At 64.7% G+C, this 22,803-nt stretch carries 24 protein-coding genes; 14 read left to right on the top strand and 10 right to left on the bottom strand.

Annotated features, from left to right (window positions below; translation table 11 throughout):
- The 8 genes from AC1Z32_RS33265 to phnF form a co-directional block, all read right to left on the bottom strand.
- The gene (locus AC1Z32_RS33265; protein ID WP_483483060.1) at nucleotides 1–966 is read right to left on the bottom strand and encodes a MurR/RpiR family transcriptional regulator; all 966 of its coding nucleotides are present in this window, start codon (nucleotides 964–966) and stop codon (nucleotides 1–3) included.
- Complete coding sequence (locus AC1Z32_RS33260) at nucleotides 923–1,975, bottom strand: C45 family autoproteolytic acyltransferase/hydrolase (RefSeq protein WP_483483059.1); 1,053 nt, start codon at nucleotides 1,973–1,975, stop codon at nucleotides 923–925. Before AC1Z32_RS33260 ends, AC1Z32_RS33265 begins: the two co-directional genes overlap by 44 nt.
- 21 nt (nucleotides 1,976–1,996) lie before the next feature.
- The gene (gene glnQ, locus AC1Z32_RS33255) at nucleotides 1,997–2,758 is read right to left on the bottom strand and encodes a glutamine ABC transporter ATP-binding protein GlnQ (protein ID WP_483483058.1); all 762 of its coding nucleotides are present in this window, start codon (nucleotides 2,756–2,758) and stop codon (nucleotides 1,997–1,999) included.
- Entirely contained in the window at nucleotides 2,755–3,411 is a 657-nt protein-coding gene (gene glnP / locus AC1Z32_RS33250) for a glutamine ABC transporter permease GlnP (protein ID WP_483483057.1), read from the bottom strand. Before glnP ends, glnQ begins: the two co-directional genes overlap by 4 nt.
- 24 nt (nucleotides 3,412–3,435) lie before the next feature.
- A complete protein-coding gene (glnH, locus tag AC1Z32_RS33245; RefSeq protein ID WP_483483056.1) occupies nucleotides 3,436–4,182 on the bottom strand; it encodes a glutamine ABC transporter substrate-binding protein GlnH in 747 nt (248 codons plus the stop codon).
- A gap of 158 nt (nucleotides 4,183–4,340) precedes the next feature.
- On the bottom strand, nucleotides 4,341–4,901 hold the full coding sequence (gene phnN / locus AC1Z32_RS33240; protein WP_483483055.1) for a phosphonate metabolism protein/1,5-bisphosphokinase (PRPP-forming) PhnN: 561 nt from the start codon (nucleotides 4,899–4,901) through the stop codon (nucleotides 4,341–4,343).
- Nucleotides 4,898–5,593: a DUF1045 domain-containing protein gene (locus AC1Z32_RS33235; RefSeq protein WP_483483054.1), complete on the bottom strand. Its 696-nt coding sequence runs from the start codon at nucleotides 5,591–5,593 to the stop codon at nucleotides 4,898–4,900. The genes phnN and AC1Z32_RS33235 overlap by 4 nt, the downstream gene beginning before the upstream one ends.
- Nucleotides 5,590–6,345, bottom strand: a complete 756-nt coding sequence (gene phnF / locus AC1Z32_RS33230; RefSeq protein ID WP_483483053.1) for a phosphonate metabolism transcriptional regulator PhnF — start codon at nucleotides 6,343–6,345, stop codon at nucleotides 5,590–5,592. The genes AC1Z32_RS33235 and phnF overlap by 4 nt, the downstream gene beginning before the upstream one ends.
- A gap of 163 nt (nucleotides 6,346–6,508) precedes the next feature.
- Here phnF and phnG point away from each other — a divergent pair, with 163 nt between their 5' ends.
- From phnG to AC1Z32_RS33170, 12 genes are all read left to right on the top strand, one after another.
- Nucleotides 6,509–6,991 (top strand): phosphonate C-P lyase system protein PhnG, encoded by a 483-nt coding sequence (phnG, locus tag AC1Z32_RS33225; protein WP_483483052.1) that lies wholly within the window; start codon nucleotides 6,509–6,511, stop codon nucleotides 6,989–6,991.
- Nucleotides 6,988–7,611 carry a phosphonate C-P lyase system protein PhnH gene (gene phnH, locus AC1Z32_RS33220; RefSeq protein ID WP_483483051.1) on the top strand — a complete coding sequence of 208 codons (624 nt, stop codon included), beginning with the start codon at nucleotides 6,988–6,990 and terminating at the stop codon, nucleotides 7,609–7,611. Before phnG ends, phnH begins: the two co-directional genes overlap by 4 nt.
- A complete protein-coding gene (locus AC1Z32_RS33215; RefSeq protein WP_483483050.1) occupies nucleotides 7,611–8,711 on the top strand; it encodes a carbon-phosphorus lyase complex subunit in 1,101 nt (366 codons plus the stop codon). The genes phnH and AC1Z32_RS33215 overlap by 1 nt, the downstream gene beginning before the upstream one ends.
- Nucleotides 8,708–9,562 (top strand): alpha-D-ribose 1-methylphosphonate 5-phosphate C-P-lyase PhnJ, encoded by an 855-nt coding sequence (locus AC1Z32_RS33210; protein ID WP_483483049.1) that lies wholly within the window; start codon nucleotides 8,708–8,710, stop codon nucleotides 9,560–9,562. Before AC1Z32_RS33215 ends, AC1Z32_RS33210 begins: the two co-directional genes overlap by 4 nt.
- Nucleotides 9,559–10,329, top strand: coding sequence for a phosphonate C-P lyase system protein PhnK (gene phnK, locus AC1Z32_RS33205; protein ID WP_483483048.1), 771 nt, complete (start codon nucleotides 9,559–9,561; stop codon nucleotides 10,327–10,329). Before AC1Z32_RS33210 ends, phnK begins: the two co-directional genes overlap by 4 nt.
- 10 nt (nucleotides 10,330–10,339) lie before the next feature.
- Entirely contained in the window at nucleotides 10,340–11,107 is a 768-nt protein-coding gene (gene phnL / locus AC1Z32_RS33200; RefSeq protein WP_483483047.1) for a phosphonate C-P lyase system protein PhnL, read from the top strand.
- On the top strand, nucleotides 11,101–12,234 hold the full coding sequence (locus tag AC1Z32_RS33195; RefSeq protein ID WP_483483046.1) for an alpha-D-ribose 1-methylphosphonate 5-triphosphate diphosphatase: 1,134 nt from the start codon (nucleotides 11,101–11,103) through the stop codon (nucleotides 12,232–12,234). Before phnL ends, AC1Z32_RS33195 begins: the two co-directional genes overlap by 7 nt.
- A gap of 286 nt (nucleotides 12,235–12,520) precedes the next feature.
- Nucleotides 12,521–13,885, top strand: coding sequence for an MFS transporter (locus tag AC1Z32_RS33190; protein WP_483483045.1), 1,365 nt, complete (start codon nucleotides 12,521–12,523; stop codon nucleotides 13,883–13,885).
- Between the two features lie 330 nt (nucleotides 13,886–14,215).
- Entirely contained in the window at nucleotides 14,216–16,012 is a 1,797-nt protein-coding gene (locus tag AC1Z32_RS33185) for a ShlB/FhaC/HecB family hemolysin secretion/activation protein (protein WP_483483044.1), read from the top strand.
- Between the two features lie 14 nt (nucleotides 16,013–16,026).
- Nucleotides 16,027–16,203, top strand: a complete 177-nt coding sequence (locus AC1Z32_RS33180) for a hypothetical protein (protein ID WP_483483043.1) — start codon at nucleotides 16,027–16,029, stop codon at nucleotides 16,201–16,203.
- Nucleotides 16,204–16,398: 195 nt separating this feature from the next.
- On the top strand, nucleotides 16,399–17,937 hold the full coding sequence (locus tag AC1Z32_RS33175; RefSeq protein ID WP_483483042.1) for a methyl-accepting chemotaxis protein: 1,539 nt from the start codon (nucleotides 16,399–16,401) through the stop codon (nucleotides 17,935–17,937).
- A gap of 183 nt (nucleotides 17,938–18,120) precedes the next feature.
- On the top strand, nucleotides 18,121–18,402 hold the full coding sequence (locus tag AC1Z32_RS33170) for a hypothetical protein (RefSeq protein WP_483483041.1): 282 nt from the start codon (nucleotides 18,121–18,123) through the stop codon (nucleotides 18,400–18,402).
- A 70-nt stretch (nucleotides 18,403–18,472) separates the two neighbouring features.
- Here AC1Z32_RS33170 and AC1Z32_RS33165 read toward each other — a convergent pair whose 3' ends face one another.
- Together AC1Z32_RS33165 and AC1Z32_RS33160 are read right to left on the bottom strand one after the other, a co-directional pair.
- Nucleotides 18,473–20,032 carry a serine hydrolase gene (locus AC1Z32_RS33165; protein WP_483483040.1) on the bottom strand — a complete coding sequence of 520 codons (1,560 nt, stop codon included), beginning with the start codon at nucleotides 20,030–20,032 and terminating at the stop codon, nucleotides 18,473–18,475.
- Between the two features lie 109 nt (nucleotides 20,033–20,141).
- Complete coding sequence (locus tag AC1Z32_RS33160) at nucleotides 20,142–20,576, bottom strand: VOC family protein (protein WP_483483039.1); 435 nt, start codon at nucleotides 20,574–20,576, stop codon at nucleotides 20,142–20,144.
- A 115-nt stretch (nucleotides 20,577–20,691) separates the two neighbouring features.
- On the opposite strand from AC1Z32_RS33160, the gene AC1Z32_RS33155 reads away from it, so the two are divergent.
- Both AC1Z32_RS33155 and AC1Z32_RS33150 read left to right on the top strand, forming a co-directional pair.
- A complete protein-coding gene (locus AC1Z32_RS33155) occupies nucleotides 20,692–21,636 on the top strand; it encodes a LysR family transcriptional regulator (RefSeq protein ID WP_483483038.1) in 945 nt (314 codons plus the stop codon).
- 36 nt (nucleotides 21,637–21,672) lie between these two features.
- Nucleotides 21,673–22,803 (top strand): FUSC family protein, encoded by a 1,131-nt coding sequence (locus AC1Z32_RS33150; RefSeq protein WP_483483037.1) that lies wholly within the window; start codon nucleotides 21,673–21,675, stop codon nucleotides 22,801–22,803.

The raw sequence follows: 22,803 nt of genomic DNA, 5'->3' as shown, positions 1-22,803 counted from the left end.
TCAGGACATCTCGATGCCGAGCGTCGTGATGAGACGCTCGCGCCGTTCGAGTGCCTGCAGCGAGCGCTTGCCGAGATGTGCCGCGACGAGATTCAGCAAGCCCTCGCAGAACACGAGATATGCGCCCATGCTGTTGCTGAAAAAGCTGCTCTCGTGTGGAATCAGGAAGGCATGACGCGCGGGGGGCACGAGCGGCGAGGCGAGCGTATCGGTGATCGCGATGACATCGAGCCCGGCTTCCTTCGCGGCGATGGCGGCATCGGCGACGCTGCGCGTATAGGGCGCGACGCTCGTGACGAGCACGACATCGCCGGGCTGCAACTGCGCGAGCCCTTCCGCGACGCCGAGCCCTTGCGCATCGAGCAGGGCGACGTCCGCGCGGATCATGCCGAGGCCGTAGCAGACGAAGCTCGCGAGCGCGCTGAACTGGCGCAGGCCGTGAACGCGCACGCGCTTCGCATCGGCGATGAGGCGCGCGGCGCCGCGCAAATCGGCGGGCGAGAGTTGCGCGATGAAGCCTTCCACATTACCGATCGATTCGCGCGCGAGCTTCACGACCATGTCGACTTCGGGCGCGGCATCGTGCGCGTGCGTCCTGCTGCTCGCGACGAGCCGCTCCGCCTGTTGACTATAGAAATGCCGATGACGCTCGGCGAGGCTGTCGCGGAACACGCTTTGAAAATCGGCGAACCCCGCGTAGCCGAGCTTGGTGGACAGGCGCGTGAGCGTTGACGCATTCACATCGAGCGATGCCGCGAGATCGGTGATCGTGCGCACCGCCACTTCCTCGGGGCGTTCCAGCAGCTTGGCGAGGACGGTGTGCGCCTTGGCGCCGAGCGAGACATCGGCCTCGTCGCGGCCGATGCGTATTACGAGCTCGCGCAGTCCATCCACGCTGCGTGGCGGCATCTGCGCGCCTGCTTCAGCTTCGCTCGCGCGATGTCCCTTCTGTTTGCCTGTGTCCATTGATCATCCGGTACCGGGCGGCGTGCCCGGGATGTTCGTGAACCTGCCATTCTATGTGAGATGCGCGAATGGCAATGTCGGCGGTGGCGAGGGTATTTTCATCGTCGGGATCGTCCGGATGCGTGCGATGAATCGGCAGTGCGGCATCTTCATGATCCGCGAGGATCGCGAGAGGATCGATAACCTCGCTCGATGCGAGCATCGCATCGCCGCGCGCCTGACGATGACGCGACGAATCCGTGATGATCTGCGAGAAGCCGTGCATGGAAGGATGAATCGCGTGATTCGCATGCAGCGACGGCGCTGTCACTTCGACGACCGAGCAATCGTGGGCGCTGAATTCGACGCTCAACAGCGCGGGACTGCTGCACGCGCCAAGCGTCAGATGAAAGCCGCCCGCGCGCGGATTGTCACGCACGATGGACACAGCTTCATCGAGATTGCCCGCATCGAGAATCGCGCGCGTGAGCACCATGCGCGGCACGCCCGCGACGACTTCGCGCTGACGCAGATTGTTCACGGTCACGGCGAGACCGCCGTTCGTGACGGCGAAGGTATGCCCCGGCAGCGAGGCCGGATACACGAAGGCCGCGAAGCCCGCGCCGCCTTCGATATTGCATTCAGCGATCGCGCAATGCCCCGCGAAGCCGGGAAGGCCGTCTTCGTTGTGGCTGATGCGCCGCGCGTCCGCGCCGGGAAGCTGTACGGTCGTGCAGCCATCGGGCGACATCGCCCATAGATCGCCGCGGCAGTTCCAGAGGAAGACATCCTCGAAGGGCAGGCCGAGACCGATAGCCAGACCTTCGAGTTCGTCCCACACGCGCGGAAAGCGCTCGCGCACCAGCGCGGCCATCGTCTTCGATGTATCGCTGCCGCGCCATTGCATGACCGTTTGCCATGCACGCGTCTTCAGCAAATACGCATGCGCCGCGTGCGCGCCGAAGCGGCCGAGTGCTTCGCCCGCTTCGCGCGGGGAGCCGGAGATTTGGATAAAGCCGAGTGCTGCCATATTCGAGGTGATTCGTGAAGGTTATTCGACGTGTTGCAGAAAATCGCGCAGACGCTGATTAGGCGGATTATCGAGCAATTCGGCGGGCGGGCCGTCGACGGTAATGTGCCCGTGCTCCATGAAGATGAGCCGCGTGCCGACCTTGCGCGCGAACGCCATCTCGTGCGTGACGACGACCATTGTCATGCCTTCTTCCGCGAGCGCCTGCATCACGCGCAGCACTTCCTGACGCAACTCGGGATCGAGCGCGGACGTGGGCTCGTCGAAGAGCATGAGTTTGGGTTTCACGGCGAGCGCCCGCGCAATCGCGACGCGCTGCTGCTGCCCGCCCGACAACTCGCTCGCATAATGCCCGACGCGCGCGCCGAGCCCGACCTTCGTCAGCAGATCACGCGCAAGCGATTCCGCGTCGGGCTTGCTCATGCCGCGCACCTGGCGCGGGCCGAACGCGACGTTCTCGAGCGCCGTCATCTGCGGAAACAGGTTGAACTGCTGAAACACCATGCCCGCTTCCTGACGGATCTCGCGCACCTTTTTCGAGCCGCCGAGCACGCTGATGCCATCGACGACGAGATCGCCGCCATCGATCTGCTCCAGCGCGTTGATGCAGCGTAGCAGCGTGGACTTGCCCGAGCCCGACGGTCCGATCAGCACGACGACTTCGCCCGCGTTGATGTTCAGGTCGACTTCATCGAGCACGACCGTCTTGCCGAAGCGCTTCGTCACGCTCTTGAACTGCACCATGTGGCCGTTCACGTGACCATTGTGATTCATCGTATTCATAAGATGCGCATCCGCTTTTCCATCGTGCGCAGCCCGAAGGTCAGCGCGCCGATCATGCAGAGATAGATGATGGCCACGGCCGTCCAGATTTCCACCGCGCGAAAATTCGACGCCATGATTTCCTGGCCTTGCCGCGTGAGTTCACCGACACCGATCACGATGAACAGTGACGTGTCCTTCAGGCTCACGATGAACTGGTTGCCGAGCGCGGGCGTCATGCGCCGCATCGCGACCGGGCCGACCACGAACGCGAGCACGCGCCAGCCGGGCATGCCGAGCGCGAGGCCCGCTTCGGTGAGACCGCGCGGCACGGAAAGAAACGCGCCGCGCACGATCTCCGCGATATACGCGCCCGAGTTGATGATGATCGAAGCGATCGCCGCCGTCATCGCATCGACGCGCACGTGCAGCAGCAAGGGCAGCGCGAAGTAGATGAACATCACCTGCACGACGATCGGCGTGCCGCGCACGAACTCGATATACGCGAACGCGATCTTCTGGCACAACGCATTGCCATACGCGCGCATCAATCCGAACAACAGGCCGACGAGCATGCCGCCCACAAGCCCCGCGATAGTGATCAGCACCGTGAGACGCGCGCCGTGCATGAGCGCGGGCACGGCGTCCATGATGACCGACAGATCAAACTGCATCGTCATTCTCCAGAGCGCGCGCTATCAGGACTTCGCCGGCTCGACGCCGAACCACTTCTTGTAGATGGCCGCATAGCGTCCGTCCGCCTTGATCTTCGCGATCTCCGCGTTGACCTTCGCGACGAGCGGGCTGCCCTTCGGAAACGCGATGCCGTATTGCTGCGCCATCATCTGCGGGCCGACCGCCTTCACGCGCGACTTGCCGGCGGTGTGGATGTAGTAGAGGACGTTCGGCGTGTCGTGCATCGCGGCATCGACGCGGCCGGTGGCGAGCTCGAGATACGCGTTGTCGATGTTCGGGAACGCGCGCAGGTCCGTGCTCTTGAAGTTCGCCTTCGCGTAATCGAAGGAAGAGGTGCCGGTCTTGACCGCGAGCGTCTTGCCCTTCAGGTCGTCCGGTCCCTTGATCGCGCTGTCTGTCGGCACCATCAGCGTGAAGCCGCTGTCGTAGTAGCCGTCGGAGAAGTCGATGACCTTCTTGCGCTCGTCCTTGATCGTGATGCCCGCGAGCGCGACATCGACGTTATGCGTCTGCAGCGCGGGCAGGATGCCGCTGAAGTCCATCGGCTGCAGCTTGTATTCGATCTTCAGATCCTTCGCGATTTCCTTCCACAAGTCGATGTCGAAGCCGACGTATTCGTTGCCCTGCTTGAACTCGAACGGGACGAACGCGGTGTCGCACGCGACGAGCAGCGTCTCGGCGCGCGCGGCGCCGCTGACGAGGGAAAACGCGGCGACGGCGGCCACGGCGAGTTTTGCGGCGAGTTTCATGATCGACCCCTTGTCGAAGTAGTTGCAAGCAGATTTGCTTCGCGTGCTTTTACGCAAATCTATTTGCGAAGTGTCGGCGAACGAAAATCCACTTGCAACCAGGGGTTTACACGGGGGGTGAACCCGCGCCGCCGGATCGGGCGCGGATCGGGACGGACTTAAGCGCAGCCCGCGAGCGCGAGCACGTCGAGGAATTGCGTGCCGGCGTCGGCGAGCATGCCGGAGTTGTCGATCTTCACGACCTGCGCATGTGACGGCAGTTCGAAAGCCGGGCGGCGTGCGAGGCGCGCTTCGATCTGCCGTGAATCCTCGCGGCCGCGCCGCGCGAGACGGGCTGCGAGCACCGAAGGCGTTGCATCGATATGCACGAAGCGGGCATCGGGATAACGCTCGAGCGCGAGTTCCGCATGCTGCCGCGAGCCGTTCACGACGACCGACATGCCGCGCGCGAGCCACGCATCCAGCTCGATGCCGATGCCGTAGCGCAGGCCGAGGCTTTCCCAATGCATCGCGAAGAGGCCGTAGGAAAGGCGCGATGCGAATTCGTCATGCGAAAGCGCGATATGGTTTTCGCCATCCGCGACCGGGCGCGTGATATAGCGATGCGCGAACATCACCTGCGCGCCGACGCGTTCGCGCGCGAAGCCGAGCAGCGAGTCCTTGCCCGCGCCCGATGGTCCCATCACGTAGATCAGTTTGGCGCTGTCGATGCTGCTCATGCCACGACATCCTGTGCGTTGTTGAACGGAAGGCGCTGCCACAGCCTGAAGGGCGCGCCCGGCTCGGGCTCGATGAAAAGCGCCGCGCCGTGTATCGGCAGCGGGCCGAGCGTGTCGATGCGCCGTCTCCAGTCCGACATGATCGATGTGCGCGCGTTCGCGTCGTCGAGCGAATCGGAAAGCGTCATATGAAAGCGATATTCGTCCAAGACATAGGGATAGCCCCATTCGCGCAGAAGCTCGATTTGCCGCTCGCTCATGCCGTTGACGATGCGCCGCTCGATACTGGTTCGTGATGGCATTGTGCGCAGCGCGGATAGCGCGTTCAGTGCGCTATCCGCTAGTGTGCGAAGGGTTTTGTCGTCCTCGGTTTCGGCGGGCCGCAGCGCGACGAAGCGGCCCATTTCGGCGGGCTGCACGCGAATCTCGAAGCGTGGCACCGAACTCGCCCACGCGCGCGCGCATGCCAGTACGTCAGCCAGCTCCACGCCCGGCGCTACGTGAAACGGCGCGATGAGCGTCGCATGCCAGCCATAGCGGCGCGGCGCATGCGTAACCTCATGCGCGGGCGTCGCGGTTTCGAGGCCGTTCTCGGGATCGCGCCCGAGCCATTCGCAGCCTTCGCGCCACCATGCCGAGGAAGCGGGCGGCGCGTAATAAAGCGCTACACGCGGTTTGCCGGCAGCGCTCATAGATCGTGCTCGACCATCAATTGCACGCGGTCCGCCGCAAAGTGCGTGATACCGTACTTGATCGGCACGCCGTCCTCGTCGACATCGACGTTCTCGACCCACAGCACCGGCTGCTGCCGGTTGATCTGCAAGCGCCGCGCCACATCCGACGAAGGCAGCACGCTGCCGATGCGGCTCCATTTGCGCGTGTAATCCTTCACGCCGAACCTTTCCAGCGCGGCGCTCACGCCGCCCGCCGCCTCGATGGCCGCGGGCAGATCGTTGAAGCGCGCGGCGGGATACCAATTGCGCGCATACGTCATGGGGATGCCGTCGGAATCGTGGCGCGTCTCGATCTGATAGACGAGCGTGCCTGCGCGCACGCCGAGCGCCTTCGCCACGGCGGGATCGGCCTTCACGCGCTCGGATGTCAGCACGACACCCGCCGACGTGTGCTTCTGGCGGCGCAGATTCTCGGTGAAGCGCGTGCGCCGCCCGATCTGATAGTCGATCGCGCCCGGCTGCACGAACGTGCCGCGCCCCTGCTCGACGCTCACGAGGCCCGTCGCCGCGAGCCGCAGCATTGCGCGGCGCACGGTATGGCGGTTCACGTCGAAGCGCTTCGCGAGCTCGGCCTCGCTCGGCAGGCGTCCTTCCTCGCCGAAGCTCTTCGCGGCGATCTCGGCAGCGAGGATCTGCTCGATCTGCCGCCAGACCGCAACCCCCGCGCCGCGCTCGACCACATGAGGCGCGGCATTTTCGTTGGATGTCATTGCGCTGTCATTCCTGTCGGTTTGAATATCGTTCTCCCGGATTGTAGTGCGCAACTCGTGATGGAAATGTGAAAGCCTCGCTACATGACCAAACGTCTAGACGACTAGATAAGACAACGAGTAGCATGATGACGACCGAATCCTTTCAGACAAAGGGAAAGCGATGAGTACTTCAATGGAGCCGGGCGGCGTGCCGGGCCGCCGCGAATGGATGGCGGTGCTTGCGCGCACGCCGCGCGACGCGCTGAAACAGGCGCTCGACGCCGCGCTCGATGGCGAGAAGGAGCCCGATTACGAATGGCTGCGCGCGCCGGACATCGGGCTCGCGATGGTGCGCGGGCGCATCGGCGGCACGGGCGACGCGTTCAATCTCGGCGAAGCGACCGTCACGCGCGCCACGCTGCGTCTGCGCACGGATGACGGCAGGGCGCCCGTCGGCGTCGCGGTGCACATGGGCCGCGACAAGGAGCGCGCGACGCTCGCCGCGCTCGCGGACGCGCTGTTGCAGATGCCGCGATATGCCGGCACGTTGCAGGCGCGACTCATCGCGCCGCTGGCCGCGCGCATGGCCGAAGAACGGCGTCGCAAGGAAGCCGAAGCGGCTGCGACCAAGGTCGAATTCTTCACGATGGTGAGAGGCGAATGATGCAGATCGACATGACCACGCTCGTGCCCGGCTTCAACGATACGGTGCACGACGCGCAGCGCGTGTTCCGCGCGTTGCTCGATGCGCTGTCGCGCCCGGGCGGCATCGTCGCGATCGATGCCGCGTTGCCGAACAATCACGCGATGCGCGATGCGCTCGCTGGCCGCGTGCCGCTCGCGGCGTTCGCGTCGCTGCTCGCGCTGACGGACTATTCGACTCCGGTGTTCGTCGAACGCGAAGACAACGTGCTCGGCGACGCGCTGCGCTTCCACGCGAGCGCGCCCTTGACGCGCGATCGGCGCGAGGCCGCGTTCGCCTATATCGACGATGCGCGCAACATGCCTTCGCTCGATGCGTTTTCGCACGGCGATCCAGAATCGCCCGAGGATGCGGCGACGCTCTTCATCCGCGTGCCGTCGCTGACCGAAGGCGAGCCACTCGTATGGAGCGGTCCTGGTATCGCTCAGTCGCGCACGGTCGGCATCGCGGGACTGTCGCGCGAGTTCTGGCGCGAGCGTGCGGCGCTCACCGCGCTCTTTCCTTGCGGCATCGACTGCTACTTCGTCGCGGGCGGCTCGCTCGTCGGCCTGCCGCGCACGACGCACGTGGAGGTGAACTGATGTATGTCGCGGTCAAGGGTGGCGAACGCGCCATCGAACGTTCATGGGATGTGCTCGCGAGGAAGCGCCGCGGCGATGTCTCCGTGCCGGAGCTTTCCATCGCGCAGATTCGCGAGCAGATGCGTCTTGCCGTCGCGCGCGTGATGACCGAAGGCTCCGTCTACGACGAAGACCTCTCCGCGCTCGCGATCAAGCAGGCGGCGGGCGATCTCGTCGAAGCGATCTTTCTGCTGCGCGCGTACCGAACGACGCTGCCGCGCTTCGGCTACACATTCCCGATCGATACGGAAGCGATGTGCGTCGAGCGGCGCATCTCGGCGGCGTTCAAGGATATTCCCGGCGGACAGATGCTCGGCGGCACCTACGATTACACGCAGCGTCTGCTCGATTTCACGCTGCTCGCCGAAGGCGAACAAGTTAGCGATGCAACTATCGCGCGGACGGAACCCGAAGCGGGCGCGATGCCTCGCGTGCTTTCCATGCTCGACAAGGAAGGCCTGATCGAGCAGGAGCGCGCGCACGAGAATGTGCCTGAACCGGGCGATCTCTCTCGCGAGCCGCTTTCGTTTCCCGCTGACCGCTCGACGCGCCTGCAAAACCTCGCGCGCGGCGACGAAGGTTTTCTGCTGGCGGTCGGCTATGCGACGCAGCGCGGCTATGCGCACAGCCATCCGTTCGCGGGCGAGATTCGTCACGGCGAAGTGGCGGTGGAAATGCATATCGACGAACTGGGCTTCGCGGTCGAGATCGGCGATATCGATATCACCGAGTGTCAGATGATCAACCAGTTCGCGGGCAGCGGCGACGTGCCGCCGACGTTCACGCAAGGCTACGGGCTCGCGTTCGGTCATTCGGAACGCAAGGCGATGGCGATGGCGCTCGTGGACCGCGCATTGCGCGCGGAAGAGCTCGGCGAAACCGTTGGCTCGCCCACGCAGGACCCCGAGTTCGTGCTGTATCACAGCGATAACGTCGAAGCGTCCGGTTTCGTGCAACACCTGAAATTGCCGCATTACGTCGACTTCCAGTCCGAGCTTGAACTGCTGCGCCGCCTGCGCGCGGCGCATGTCGCGGACAATGACAAGGAGAACGCGGCATGAACGCACTCACCGAAGGTTATAACTTCGCGTATCTCGACGAGCAGACCAAGCGCATGATCCGCCGCGCGCTGCTCAAGGCTGTTGCTGTGCCGGGCTATCAGGTGCCGTTCGCATCGCGCGAAATGCCGCTGCCTTATGGATGGGGCACGGGCGGCTTGCAAGTGACATCGGCGATCATCGGCGAGAGCGATACGCTGAAGGTCATCGATCAAGGCTCCGATGAAACGACGAACGCCGTGAACATCCGCCGTTTCTTCGCGCGCACGGCGGGTGTCGCGACCACGACGCGCACCGCCGATGCAAGCATCGTGCAGACGCGTCACCGCATTCCCGAGACGCCGTTGACGGACAAGCAGATCATCGTCTATCAGGTGCCGATGCCAGAGCCACTTTTCCGCCTCGAACCGCGCGTGACGGAGTGCAGGAAGCTGCACGCGCTCGCGGACTACGGCCTCATCAACGTGAAATACTATGAGGATATCGTGCAGCACGGCAGCATCGCGACGACCTACGATTATCCGGTGCTGGTGAACGACCGCTATCTGACATCGCCATCGCCGATCCCGAAGTTCGACAATCCGAAGATGCACATGAACCCCGCATTGCAACTCTTCGGCGCGGGCCGCGAGCGGCGCATCTATGCGATTCCGCCTTACACGAAAGTGAAGAGCCTGGATTTCGAGGATCATCCCTTCAGCGTGCAGAAATGGGAGCATGCGTGCGCGCTGTGCGGCTCGCACGAAAGCTTTCTCGACGAGATGATCGTCGACGATCAGGGCACGCGCATGTTCGTGTGCTCCGACAGCGACTACTGCCATAGCCGCCGCGATGACGAAGAGGTGACGCGATGAACGCATTGCTCAAAGCGACGCGCCTCACGAAGCGCTATGACGGACGCGGCGGCTGCGTCGATATCGACCTCGATGTCTATCCGGGCGAAGTGTTGTGCATCGTCGGGGAATCGGGTTCGGGGAAATCCACCTTGTTGAATGCGCTTGCATTGCGCAGCGAGATCGATGGCGGCGCGCTCGCCTACACGACGCGCGAAGGCGAAACGCTCGACCTGCTGACGCTCGCCGAGCCGCGCAAACGTCTTCTTTCGCGCACCGAATGGGGCTTCGTGCATCAGAACGCGCGTGACGGATTGCGACGCAACGTATCGGCGGGCGCGAACATCGGCGAACCGCTGATGGCGATTGGCGCGCGTCATTACGGACGTCTGCGCGAAACGGCGGCTGACTGGATGAGCCGCGTCGAGTTGGACGCGGCGCGCATCGACGAATTGCCTTCTGCGTTTTCGGGCGGCATGCAACAGCGCTTGCAGATCGCGCGTAATCTGGTGACGGGGCCGCGCCTCGTGTTCATGGATGAGCCTACCGCCGGCCTCGATGTATCGGTGCAGGCGCGTCTGCTCGATCTCCTGCGCACGCTGACGAGCAAGCTGCATCTCGCGGCGGTGATCGTCACGCACGATATTGGCGTGGCGCGTCTGCTCGCGCATCGGCTGATGGTGATGAAGGACGGGCGCGTCGTCGAAAACGGCCTGACGGACCAGGTGCTCGACGATCCGCAACATCCTTATACGCAGACGCTCGTTGCGTCCGTGCTGCCCGTTTGAGGTGCGACAGATGACCATGAACTCCTTTGTCACGAACGACAAGCTGATGCTGCAGGCACGCGGGATCGAGAAGACATTCACGCTGCATCAGCAGGGCGGGGCGCGGATTGCGGCGCTGTCGGGCGTCTCGCTCGATGTCGAGCGCGGCGAATGCGTCGTGCTCGCGGGCGCATCGGGCGCGGGCAAGAGCACGCTTCTGCGCTGCATGTACGGCAACTATCTCGCGACACGCGGCACTATCGCCATTCGCAACGACAGCAAGCCGCAGCGTCATGTGATGCTGACCGAAGCCGCGCCGCACGAGATCATCCGTCTGCGCAACACGACGATGGGCTACGTGAGCCAGTTTCTGCGCGCGATTCCGCGTGTGTCCTCGCTCGATCTCGTCGCGGAGCCGCTCGTGTCGCGTGGCGTCGATGAAGACGAAGCGCGCGAACGCGCGAGCCGCTTGCTCGAACGCCTCAACGTGCCGCGCCGCTTGTGGACGCTCGCGCCGGCTACGTTCTCCGGCGGCGAGCAGCAGCGCGTGAACATCGCGCGCGGGCTGATCGCGGCGCATCCGCTTCTTCTGCTCGACGAACCCACTGCATCGCTCGATGCCGAGAACCGCGACGTAGTGGCCGATCTGATCGTCGAGGCGCGCGAGAAGGGCGCGGCGATCGTCGGCATCTTTCACGACGAAGACACGCGCGAGCGCGTCGCGACCCGCATCGTGCGGCTCGCGAGCGCTGCCGCCGCATACGTACAAACCGATTCCGGAGTGTTGCAGACATGCTGATCAAGAATGCGCGCATCGTGACGCGCGACGAGGACTTCGTGGGCACCGTGCGCGTCGAGGGCGCGCGCATCGCGGAGATCGCGCCGGGCAATACATCGGCGCGCGAAGCCGAGGACTGGGGCGGCGACTATCTGCTGCCGGGCTTCGTCGAGCTGCATACGGACAATATAGAGAAGCATCTCGCGCCGCGTCCGGGCGTGCTGTGGAATCACGAAGCGGCGATCATCGTCCATGACGCGCAAGTGGCGGCCGCGGGCATCACGACCGTGTTCGATGCGCTGGGCGTGGGCTCGCGTCCCGAAGACGGCGTGCGCGGCCGCGAGCTGCAGGTGCAATGCGCGAAGTCGATCGGCAAGTTCGTCGAGCGCGATCTCCTGCGCGCCGATCACTTTCTGCATCTGCGTTGCGAAGTGGGCACGACGGATGTCGTCGAAGTGTTCGATTCATTGAGCGCTCATCCGCTCTTCAGGCTTGCTTCGGTGATGGATCACACGCCGGGGCAGCGTCAATGGCAGGACCACGAGAAGTGGCGCAAGTATCAGGAGCGCCACGGCAAATGGAGCGACGAGCACACGAACAAGATCCTCGCCGAACTCGCCGATCATCAGACGCGCTATGCGGCGAAGCATCGCGCGGATATCGTCGCGCGCTGCAAGGGCTTGAACATCGCGCTCGCGAGCCACGACGACACGCTCGTCGAGCACGTCGAGGAAGCGGCGCGCGACGGCATCGCGCTCGCCGAGTTTCCGACGACGCTCGAAGCCGCCCGCGCCGCGCGCACGCACGGCATCGCGACGATCATGGGCGCGCCGAATGTGGTGCGCGGCGGCTCGCATTCGGGCAACGTGTCGGCGCTGGCACTGGCGGATGAGGGCCTGCTCGACATTCTTTCGTCCGATTACGTGCCGTCGAGCCTTCTGATCGCCGTGTTCGATCTCGTCGCGAAGGCCGGCTGGACGCTGCCGCGCGCGGTCGCGACCGTGTCGTGGGCGCCTGCGCACGCGGCGGGCCTGACCGATCGCGGCGCCATCGCCACCGGCCTGCGCGCGGACTTCGTGCGCGTCGCGTCGGTGGACGGCGTGCAGGTGCCGCGCGAGACCTGGCGCGCGGGACGGCGCGTGTCCTGACGCCGTGCGCTTCATTCCAATCCCTTCCGATAGCCACACGTCAGTGCTTCGTCATACGCGGGTAAGCCCGCGTTGACGGAGCGCACGCTTCTTCGTACCCTCACTCGCGAGTTCGCTATGTGAATCGGTGTTCGTATGTCGAACATTTTCGCCGATTCGCATGCGTCGACCGGGGTCTGCGGCTCGCGCGACAACAACAACTAGAACGCCAGCGGGAAGCGGTTTCAGTTCCGGGACGTGCGCTTTGCTTCGCTGCGCGCGCGCCCATCACCGAAAAGGGAATGAAGTGAGTAGAAGTCCTGCCGTGAACGTACAGACGTTCATCAACGAGCATCCGTTTTCGCCGTTTCAGTGGCTCATCTTCGTGATGTGCTTCGTCATCGTCCTGCTGGACGGTTTCGACACCGCCGCGATCGGCTTCATCGCGCCCTCGCTCGTCGCCGAATGGCAGATCAGCCGTCCGGCGCTCGCGCCCGTGCTGAGCGCCGCGCTCTTCGGGCTCGCCGCCGGCGCGCTGCTTTCCGGGCCGCTGTCGGACAAGCTCGGCCGCCGCGCGTTGCTGCTGACGTCGGTGCTGCTTTTTGGCGTCGCGTGCCTCGCGTCGTCGTTTTCCGCCGACCTCACGCAACTGACGGCGCTGCGCTTCGTCACCGGTGTCGGCCTCGGCGCGGCGATGCCGAACGCTGTCACGATGATGAGCGAGTTCTGCCCCGACAACCGCCGGGCCACGCTCATCAATCTGATGTTCTGCGGCTTTCCGCTGGGCGCGGCGTTCGGCGGCTTTCTCGCGGCGTGGATGATTCCGCATTTCGGCTGGCGCAGCGTGCTGTTGCTCGGCGGCATCGCGCCGCTGGTCTTGTCGGTGCTGCTGATCGCCACGCTGCCGGAATCGGTGCGCTATATGGTGGCGAAGGCGAAGCCCGTCGAGAAGATCCGCGCAACGCTCGCGCGCATCTCGTCCGATGCGATGCAGGCGGGCTCGTTCTTCATGACCGAAGCCGCGCCGGCCGCGAAGGGGCAGAGCGGCATCAGCGTGGTGCTGTCGCGCTCGTATATCGTCGGCTCGGTCATGCTGTGGCTCACGTACTTCATGGGCCTCGTGATCTTCTATGCGTCGATCAACTGGATGCCGATCCTGCTCAAGGAATCCGGCCTGCCGCCGCAAAAGGCGACGCTCATTTCCGCGCTGTTCCCGCTGGGCGGCGTCGGCGCGGTGGTGTGCGGCGTGCTGATGGACAAGTTCAACGCGAACCGCATCATTGCCGCGTGCTACGCGCTCACCGCCGTGAGCGTGTATCTGATCGGCCAGGCGGCGGGCAACGTCGGCATGCTCGTGCTCGTCGTGTTCCTCGCGGGCGTGCTGATGAACACCGCGCAATCGTCGATGCCCGCGCTCGCCGCCGCGTTCTATCCGACGCAAGGGCGCGGCACCGGTGTCGCGTGGATGCTCGGCATCGGGCGATTCGGCGGCATCGCGGGATCGTTCCTCGTCGCGGAACTGACGCGCCTGCACTTCACCTTCGGCGGCATCTTCGCGACGATCGCGGTGGCGGGGATCGTCTCGGCGATCGCGCTGCTGATCAAGCAGGCCGCGCACCCGCAGACGGCCATGGCCAGCGACCTCAAGGCGACGGAGCCGGTCGGGCATTGATTTGAGTGGTCGTGGTCGTGCAACGCCCCGTGTGACTGTGGTCACGCGGGGCGTTTTTCGTTGGGGGGCACCGTCTCATTCTTTAAGGCTGTTCTCACATTTCGATTCCACAGGACTCTTGATATGCCGTGAACACGAAATTCATGACAAACACGGACAAGACCGCTCGACCTCTCTCGACGCAAGAACCGCCAAAAATTGAGAATTTCCCCATGCCAATAATCAACCAAACCTGACATATTGCTGCCGCTCCGGCAGTCTAAAGGCCCACCGCCGATTCGTCCGGCGCGTCACCCCTCGCGGCCTGTCCAAAAATAATCAAAAGTGCAGATGAAGTTCACCTCGCGCAAAGCGGCCCTATCGCTTGCCGTCCTGTTGTCGTTTTCCGTTCACGCGCAACAAGCCATCACACGCGCCGACGAAGCCGCGGCAGCTCGCGCCAACGCCCAGCAGGACCAGCAAGTCCAGCAACAGCGCGACGCTCAGCAACGCGACGCAACAGTCGAAGCCCCGGCGGTGCGCTCCGACGTGCCCGACTCACAAGGCTTCCCGCTTATTCCCTCAGAAACCCCGTGTTTCCGCATCGACGATTTCGCGCTCGTCGTGCCCGCGGCCTTGTCCGACGCCGCACGCGAGCAGGGCGCCTCGTTGCTGCCGCTCGATCGCTTCGCTTTCGCCCGCGAATGGCTCGAACACTACAAGGGTCGATGCGTCGGCAAGGAAGGGGTGAATGTGCTCGCCAAGGGGCTGCAGCATGCGATTCTCAGCCGAGGCATGGTCACCACGCGCGTACTCCTGCCGGAGCAGAATCTAGCCACCGGCAAGCTCGAATTCGCGCTGCTGCCCGGCCTGATCCGCGACCTGCGCTTCGCCGATTCCGCGACGACCGGCACCTGGAAATCCGCGTTTCCCGCGCGCCCGGGCGACGTGCTGAATCTGCGCGACCTCGAGCAAGGTGTCGAACAGATGAAGCGGGTCGCGAGCCAGGACGTCGACATGAAAATCGAGCCGACGAGCACGCCCGGCGAAAGCGATGTCGTCATCAATGTGAAGCGCGCGAAGCCGTGGAGCGTGGTTGCTTCGATCGACAACTCGGGCAGCCGCGCGACCGGCAAGCTGCAAGGCAACCTGAGCGTGGGCATCGACAACCCGCTCGGGCTGAACGACGTCTTCAGCGCGGGCGTGAATCAGGATCTCTATCTGTTCGACAAGAATATCGGCTCGCACGGCTTCAACGGATCCTATTCGATTCCGTGGGGCTACTGGACCGGGTCGCTGTTCGGCTATACGAATACCTATTACCAGACGATCGCCGGCGCGAACCAGACCTTCGTGTCGAGCGGCAATGCGCAGACAGGCGGCATCAAGCTGCAGCGCGTCCTGTCGCGCGGGCGCAGCGATGTGCTCGGAAGCTACGTGCAACTGTCGAAACGCTTCGGCGCGAGCTTCATCGACGATACCGAAATCGAACTGCAGCACCGCAACAACACATTCCTCGAACTGGGACTGACCGATCGTCACTACTTCGGCAATGCGCAGCTCGACGGCACGCTGGCATACCGGCAAGGCATCGGCGCTTTTGGCGCGTTGCCGGACCCCTCGCTCGCGCGGGATCCGAACATTGCGCCGACCGAGCCGACCAAGCCGTACGATCCGACCTATCGCTTTCACATGGCGGTGCTCGATCTGAACCTCTCCGTGCCGTTCGCAATCGGCAAGCAGAATTTCCGTTACGTGGGCACGGTGCACGGTCAATACACCAACGACACGCTGTACTACATCGACGACTTGAGCATCGGCAGCCGCTACACGGTGCGCGGCTTCGACGGCGAGCAGATGCTCGCAGCCGAAAAGGGTTTCTACTGGCGCAACGAGTTGCAGGCGCCGCTCGGCCAGACCGGGCAATCGCTCTATGCGGGCATCGACTATGGCCGCGTGTTCGGACCCAACACCGCGTATCTCGCGGGCACGCAGCTCGCGGGCGCGGTCATCGGCTTGCGCGGCGGCATGCCAGCCAAATTCGCCGGATTCAGCTACGACATGTTCGTCGGCACACCCATCTACAAACCGTCCGCGCTGACGACCGCGCGCGTCACGTTCGGCTTTCAGATGATGGCGCAGTTCTGACGAGGCGCCACGAAATGAACGCGTCGAGAAAGCGCTATGTTCTGCGCTTCTGCAGGTTTTGCCTCGTCATCGTGATGCTGCTGATCTGCGCGGGCAATATCACCAACAGCGTGTTGCTGAAGTACGGTCTTCGCGACACGCAGCAACTCGAGCATTACGACGAGACGTTCAGCCTCATCTGGTTCCGATAGTGCTGTTCTTTCTGGACGACAAGAGCGCCGCGCTTCGCGCCGCTAAAGATACGCGGCCCGCTGCCGTTAAATTGCCGGCAGCTTTCGATTTCGAGGCCGCGTCGCACCCGCGCGCGCAAACGTAAAACGGTTCACGATCGGAAGCCGCAAAGCGCGCCTGACCCGGGCGCATCCATCGGCTCTTTCAACCAGATCGTGAATAAACTTTCCTTCAAGACCAAGCTCATGAGCACCGTGGGCTTCGTGTGGCTCAGTCTCATTCTTCTGTGCGCGCTCAACGCGATCTCCACGAAACACTCGCTGATGCGCAACCGTGAAGGCGCGCTCGCCGAACAGGTCCAGTCAGCGACGAGCGTGGTCCGGTTCTATGTGAAGCAGGCGCAAAGCGGCGCGCTGCCCGAAGAAGAAGCGAAGAAGCTGGCCGTTGCCAGCGTGCGCGCGATCCGCTACGGCACGAACGGCTATCTCGGCATTCTCGATTCGAAGATGTTCCAGGTCCTGAACCCGGTACGGCCCGATACGGAAAACAAGATCAACGATTTCATCGACAGCACCGGCAAGCATTTCACCGCCGAGATCGTCAAGCACGGTCAGGACGGCTCGCACATTACGACCTATCTTTATCCGAAGCCCGGCGAGCAGGAGCCGCTTCCCAAGATCACCTACGGCGACTATGTGCGCGAATGGGACTGGCACGTCTACACGGGCGCGTATATCGACGATATCGATGCCGCCTTCCACGCGATCGTGCTCAAGTCGCTGCTGCTCATCGGCGTGATCGGCGCGGCGCTGACGCTCGCGATGGCGCTCATCATTCGCGGCGTGCTGAAGAGCATCGGCGGCGATCCGCGCGATGCGGCGATCGTCTGCCAGCGCATCGCGGCCGGCGATCTCGCGCAGGCCGTGCCCGTGAAGGACGGCGACGATTCCAGCCTCATGCATTCGATGCACGCGATGCAATCGCGCCTCACGCAGACGATCGCGCAGATCAAGCTCGTCGCGGACGGCATCACGGCGGCATCGCGCGAAATCGCGGACGGTCATCACGATCTGTCGTCGCGCACGGAAGAGCAGGCAGCGTCGCTGGCCGAAACGGCATCGAGCATGGAAGAGCTGACATCGACCGTGCGTCTCAACTCGGACAATGCGGAGCAGGCGAGCGAGTTCGCGGCGAGCGCATCGTCGACGGTGGAAAGCGGCAGCGGCGTCGTGCTCGGCGTCGTCGCGACGATGGACAAGATCGCGGGCAGCTCGGAGAAGATCGTCGACATCATCGGCGTGATCGAAGGCATCGCGTTTCAGACCAATATTCTCGCGTTGAACGCGGCCGTCGAAGCGGCGCGCGCGGGCGAGCATGGCCGCGGTTTCGCGGTGGTCGCATCGGAAGTGCGCGCGCTCGCGCAGCGTTGCGCGGCGGCGGCGAAGGACGTGAAGACGCTGATCGACGAATCCGTGACCAACGTGACGGCGGGGCAGGACCTGGCGCAGCAATCCGGCGACACGATGAAGCAGATCCTCACGTCCGTCTCGCGCGTGTCGGACATCATGAACGAGATCTCGTCGGCGTCGTCGCAACAAACGCAGGGCATCGAGCAGGTGGGCGTCGCGATCACGCAGATGGACGCGGTCACGCAGCAGAACGCCGCACTCGTCGAACAGGCGACAGCGGCGGCCTCCGCGCTCGCGGTCCAGGCGGAAGAACTGAAGCGTGCGGTCGCAGTGTTCAAAACCTGAACATCCGGGAGAGGGACGCAGCTTTCATCGGTGACACCGGTATTCGGCGAATCGTCAGACCGTGGCATGTGGCGTGCTGACTCGTATGGTGCGAACCGGCCGCCTTGCGCCACGCGGGGCGGTTAGCAGGCAGAACCAGCCGCACGCATCGCATTTCGCCAATCGCAAACAGGAGTGTCCGACATGAAACGTTTCGCCTTTTCCGCCGCTGCCGGCGCTTTCGCTCTCGTCTGTGCGTCCGCTTTCGCGCAAGACAATCCGCCGAGCTCGAACACGGGTATGCAGGCCGGCGACAACGCGCAAACCACGACGCAGCCCGCGCAGTCGAAATCGACGCACAAGTCCACGCATTCGAAGCAGATGCACAAGAGCCCGATGAACGCAGGCCCGTCCACCGCTCCGGGCGGCACCGCGGGGCCGAGCGGTCCGGGCGCGCCGGTCAGCGCGAGCGGCTCCGGCCAGTAACACGCCTTGCAGTCAGCAACGGGACACCCGCACGGTGTCCCGTTTGCTTTTGCGCTTCAACGCACGAAATTCAACGCACGAAAGTGCCGAGGCCGTCCGCGTCGTAATACTCCAGCGTCACGCGGTCGCTCAGGAAAGACACCTTCGAAATCGTGCCGGGGCTCGCGTTCTCGTTGACGAGCGTGAACGTGAAGATATCGCCGTCCCAGTGCGCGAGCGGCAGGGTCATCGGACGCGGTCCGATGAGAATCGCGAGCGCGCCGCCCTGATCGACGACCTGAACCGGCCCGAAGTAATCGTTCTTGTAGGTGCCGGTATAAGTCGACAGCGCCCGCGCCGGCAGCGGCGATGCGGGCGGCTTCGCGCCGACGAGCGAGCCCGCCGGTTTGGAAAGCGGCAGCAGCGCATCGTTGTAACGCTTGAACCAGTCGTGCTGGATCGAGCCGAATTGCACGATGTCGAAGAACTGCTGATTGAGCGTCTCAGGCACGCCGATCGGATAGCCGTTCGTCAGCGCGACGATCGCGAGATTCGTCGAAGGCACCACCATGAAGTTCGTCGCCGCGCCCACGGCGAACGCGCCCGAATGGCTGTACGACGGTCGTCCCGCTTCCGTCTGCCCCACGTTGAAGCCATAGCCGTAGAAGCCCGCGGGCCTGCCGTCGCCGGGCGGCGAGCTTTGCGCCTGCGCGCTGGTCGCGGCGGCGAGCGCGGTGGCATCGACGATGCGCTTGCCGTCGAAGACGCCCGCGCCGAGCATCATCGCGAGCCACTTCGCCATGTCGTTCACCGAAGAACTTACGCCGCCCGCGGGCGATTGCGCGTCGGGCATCGTGCCCATGCCCTGCACCCACTGATCGCCGCGCTTCACGTGCCCGACCGCGCGGTTCGGACGCGCGATGAAATCCGCATGGCGCGAGCTCGTGCTCGTCATGCCGAGCGGCTTGTAGAGCACGTTGTCGGAGAGCGTCGCCCAGTCGATGCCCGCGGCCGCCGCCACCGATTCCGCCGCCGCCGTGAGTCCGAAGTTCGTATAGAAGTACGAATGACGGAACGGATGCAGCGGCAGATAGCGCAGGCGCTGAAGGACTTCGGTTTGCCCGTAGCCCATGTCTTCGAGCGTATCTCCGGCATGATCGGGCAGGCCGGACTGATGCGAGTAAAGATCGCCGATGGTCACGGCCGCGCTGACGTCGGCATCGGACAGCGTGAACCACGGCAGATGCGCGCGCACGGGCGTATTCCACGCGATGCCGCCCGCGCCGACCTGATGCGCGACCACCGACGCCCCCACCGACTTCGACACCGACGCGAGCTGAAACACGGTATCGGCATCGACCGTCTGCCCCGAGCCGATGAGCCGCGTGCCGAAACCTTTGGCATAGACGGTCTGCGTGCCGCGCACGACCGCGACGGCCATGCCGGGCACGCCGGTGCTGCTCAGCAGGTTGTTGGCGAGGGTGTCGAGCTGGGAGAGGGCGGCATTGACTTGCGCGTCCGGCACGGGGCCGGTCTGCGATCCGCCGGATGGCGCTGCGTTGGAATCGTCGGAATCCGAACCGCCGCACGCGGCGATCGTGCTGCACAGCGCCGCGCCGAGAAAGCGGCGGCGTCCCTCTGAAGGTCTCATTTCCGTCTCCCCGATGTCGCGCACGGCGCGCTCGACGGATTCTATAGGGGAAACGATCCGTCAGGCGCGCGTCGAGCGAACGAAAGGGAAGCGGAGATCGCGGGACGTGTTACTTCGCGAACAGCGACGACATATCGGCGAATGCCTTGATCTCGACGGCATTGCCCGACGGATCGAGGAAGAACATCGTCGCCTGCTCGCCGACTTCGCCCTTGAAGCGGACATGCGGCTCGATGATGAAGCGCGTGCCCGCGGCGCGCAGCTTCTGGGCGAGTTCTTCCCATTGCGGAATGGACAGCACGACGCCGAAGTGACGCACCGGCACCGCGTCGCCGTCGACGGCGCTCGTCGTGCGATGCCCGGCTTCTTCCGGCGCGAGATGCGCGACGATCTGATGCCCGTAGAAGTCGAAATCGACCCATGCGTCGGAACTGCGGCCTTCCGGGCAGCCGAGCAGCTCGCCATAGAACTCGCGCGCGGCGGCGAGGCTGTGGACAGGGAATGCGAGGTGAAACGGCGGCATGGCGTGCTGGGTCGTGCTCATGTTGACCAATCCTTATTCGACGTGTGGGGAACGAAGACCAGAGTGTATTGATAAATAAATGTGTTGAAAAACGATATATTGCGGGAGTCAGCCCCAATCTTTTCGATGAATCGACATGCTGCGCGAACTTCAGACTTTCATCGCGGTGGCGCGCCACGGCACATTCGCGGGCGCGGGCGCGCAGATCGGCCTCACGCAGTCGGCCGTGAGCGCGCAGATGCAGCGCCTCGAAGCGCATCTCGGCTTCGCGCTCTTCGACCGCACCGGCCGCTCGGCCACGCTCAACAAGGCGGGCAAGCGCACACTCGAGCTCGCCGACGAACTGATCGCACTGTACGCGCGACTCGCGGAACCGGAGGGCGAGGACGGGCGCGGCGGCTCGCTCGCGGTGGGTGCGATCGCGTCGGCGCATGCGGCGCTCCTGCCCGATGCGATCGGCGCGTTCCGGCGCGCGCTGCCGGCGTGGCGCATCCGGCTCGTGCCGGGCGTGTCGCTCAATCTGCTCGCGAGCGTCGATGCGGGCGAAATGGACATGGCCGTCATCATCCGTCCGCCGTTTTCGCTGCCGGCGGAGTTGCAATGGCGCACGCTCGTCGCCGAGCCGTTCGTGCTGCTCGCGCCCGCGGCGAAGAAAGGCGCGCACTGGCGGGAGCTGATCGAATCGGAGCCGTTCATCCGCTACGACCGGCGCTCGTTCGGCGGCCGCCAAGTGGACACGTTCCTGAGGAAGCGCCGTATCGCGGTGCGCGATTCGATCGAGGTCGACGAGTTGCCCGGCATCGCGCAACTGGTCGCGCGCGGGCTTGGCGTGGCGCTCGTGCCGGTCTCCGACGGCATCGGCGCGTGGCCGCGCGGCGCGGTGGCGCTCGAACTCGGCGACGATACGTTTCATCGCGAGATCGGTCTCGTCGAGCGCGCGCGGCGCGTGCGTCTGGAGGCGCCGGATGCGGCGGCGCGGCTTGCCGGCTGCATTGTCGAGGCGGCGCGGCGCGGCGCGCGCGGGCCGCATGCGCCCGTCAGGCGCGCACGAAGCCGGATCGCGGGGCGCGGCATCGCCTAGAATGCGTTGCAGGCGCGTTCTCCCACGGTGGACTCAATGAACGACGAGCAGCACATCGGCGACGCGAAAGCGCGTCTCGCGGATTCGGCGTCGGCGATCGCGCGGTCGGGCGCATATCGCGTGCAGGCGGCGCTCGCCTGGCTGGATCGCGTCGATCCGGGTACGCATCGGCGCATCAAGGGCTTGCGGCTCGTCACCGCGTATGGGCTCGCGGCCGCGCTCGGCGCGTTGCAGGACGTGACGCAAAGCGTGCCGGCGGGCGTGTCCGTCGGCGCGCTCGCGGGCGGCTTCGCGTTGTGGGCGAGCGTGTCCGAGGCCCGCACGACGCGTTTCGAATCGAGCCGCGATCTCGTCATCCTGTGTCTTGCCGCCGCCTTCGGCGCACTCGGTTTTGCGTGGTTCGAGCCGGTGTTTCGCGGCTTCGGACGCGGCGGCGCCGAGCTCCTGCTCGTGACGGGCGCGTTCCTCGCGGGCTATCTGAAGCGTTTCGGGCTGATCGGCGCGGGCGTCGGCTCGCAGCTTTATATCGGGCAGCTTCTCGCCTATGGGATGAATCTCGCCCCCGGCGATTCATGGGCGATCCTGCTCGCGCTTGCGATCGGCATGCTCGCGGCCATCGTGCCGCGCGTGCTGAGCGGGCCGGCGGAGCATCCCGCCGTGCTGCCGGCGCTCGCGTCGGAACCCGGGTATGGCCGGCATGCCATATCGCCCGCGTTCGCGATGGGTTTGCAGGCGGCGTGCGGCGCGCTCGTCGTCGTGATGCTCAATCGCGCTTTCGGGCTCGCGGAATCGGCGTGGGCGATCACGGCTTGCGTGTATGTCGTGGCAACGTCGGCGGTGGGCACGGCCGAGCGCGTGCGGCGGCGCATCTATGGGACGCTCGTCGGCGTACCGATCGGCATCGTGTGCCTGCCGCTCGCGGAGCATTGGCCGCTCGTCGTCTGGGCCTTGTCCGCGTTCGCGATGATCGTCTATGCGATGGCGCTGCCGGAGCGCTATGACATCGCGTGCGGCGCGTTCGCTTTCGTGTTGATCGTGACGCTGGCGGCGAGCGGGGTGCATTCGGTTTCGCTGCTCGCGGCGCGGGCCTGGGAGACGCTGCTCGGCGGGGCGCTGGGGCTGGTTGCTTCGCGCGTCATCTTTCCGTTGCGGGTGGTGAGGGAGTGA

It is taken from the genome of Caballeronia sp. 11_S32 (genome assembly GCF_056930355.1).
The sequence above is the reverse complement of the archived record's forward strand: the minus strand, read 5'-3'. Positions and strand labels throughout refer to the sequence as shown.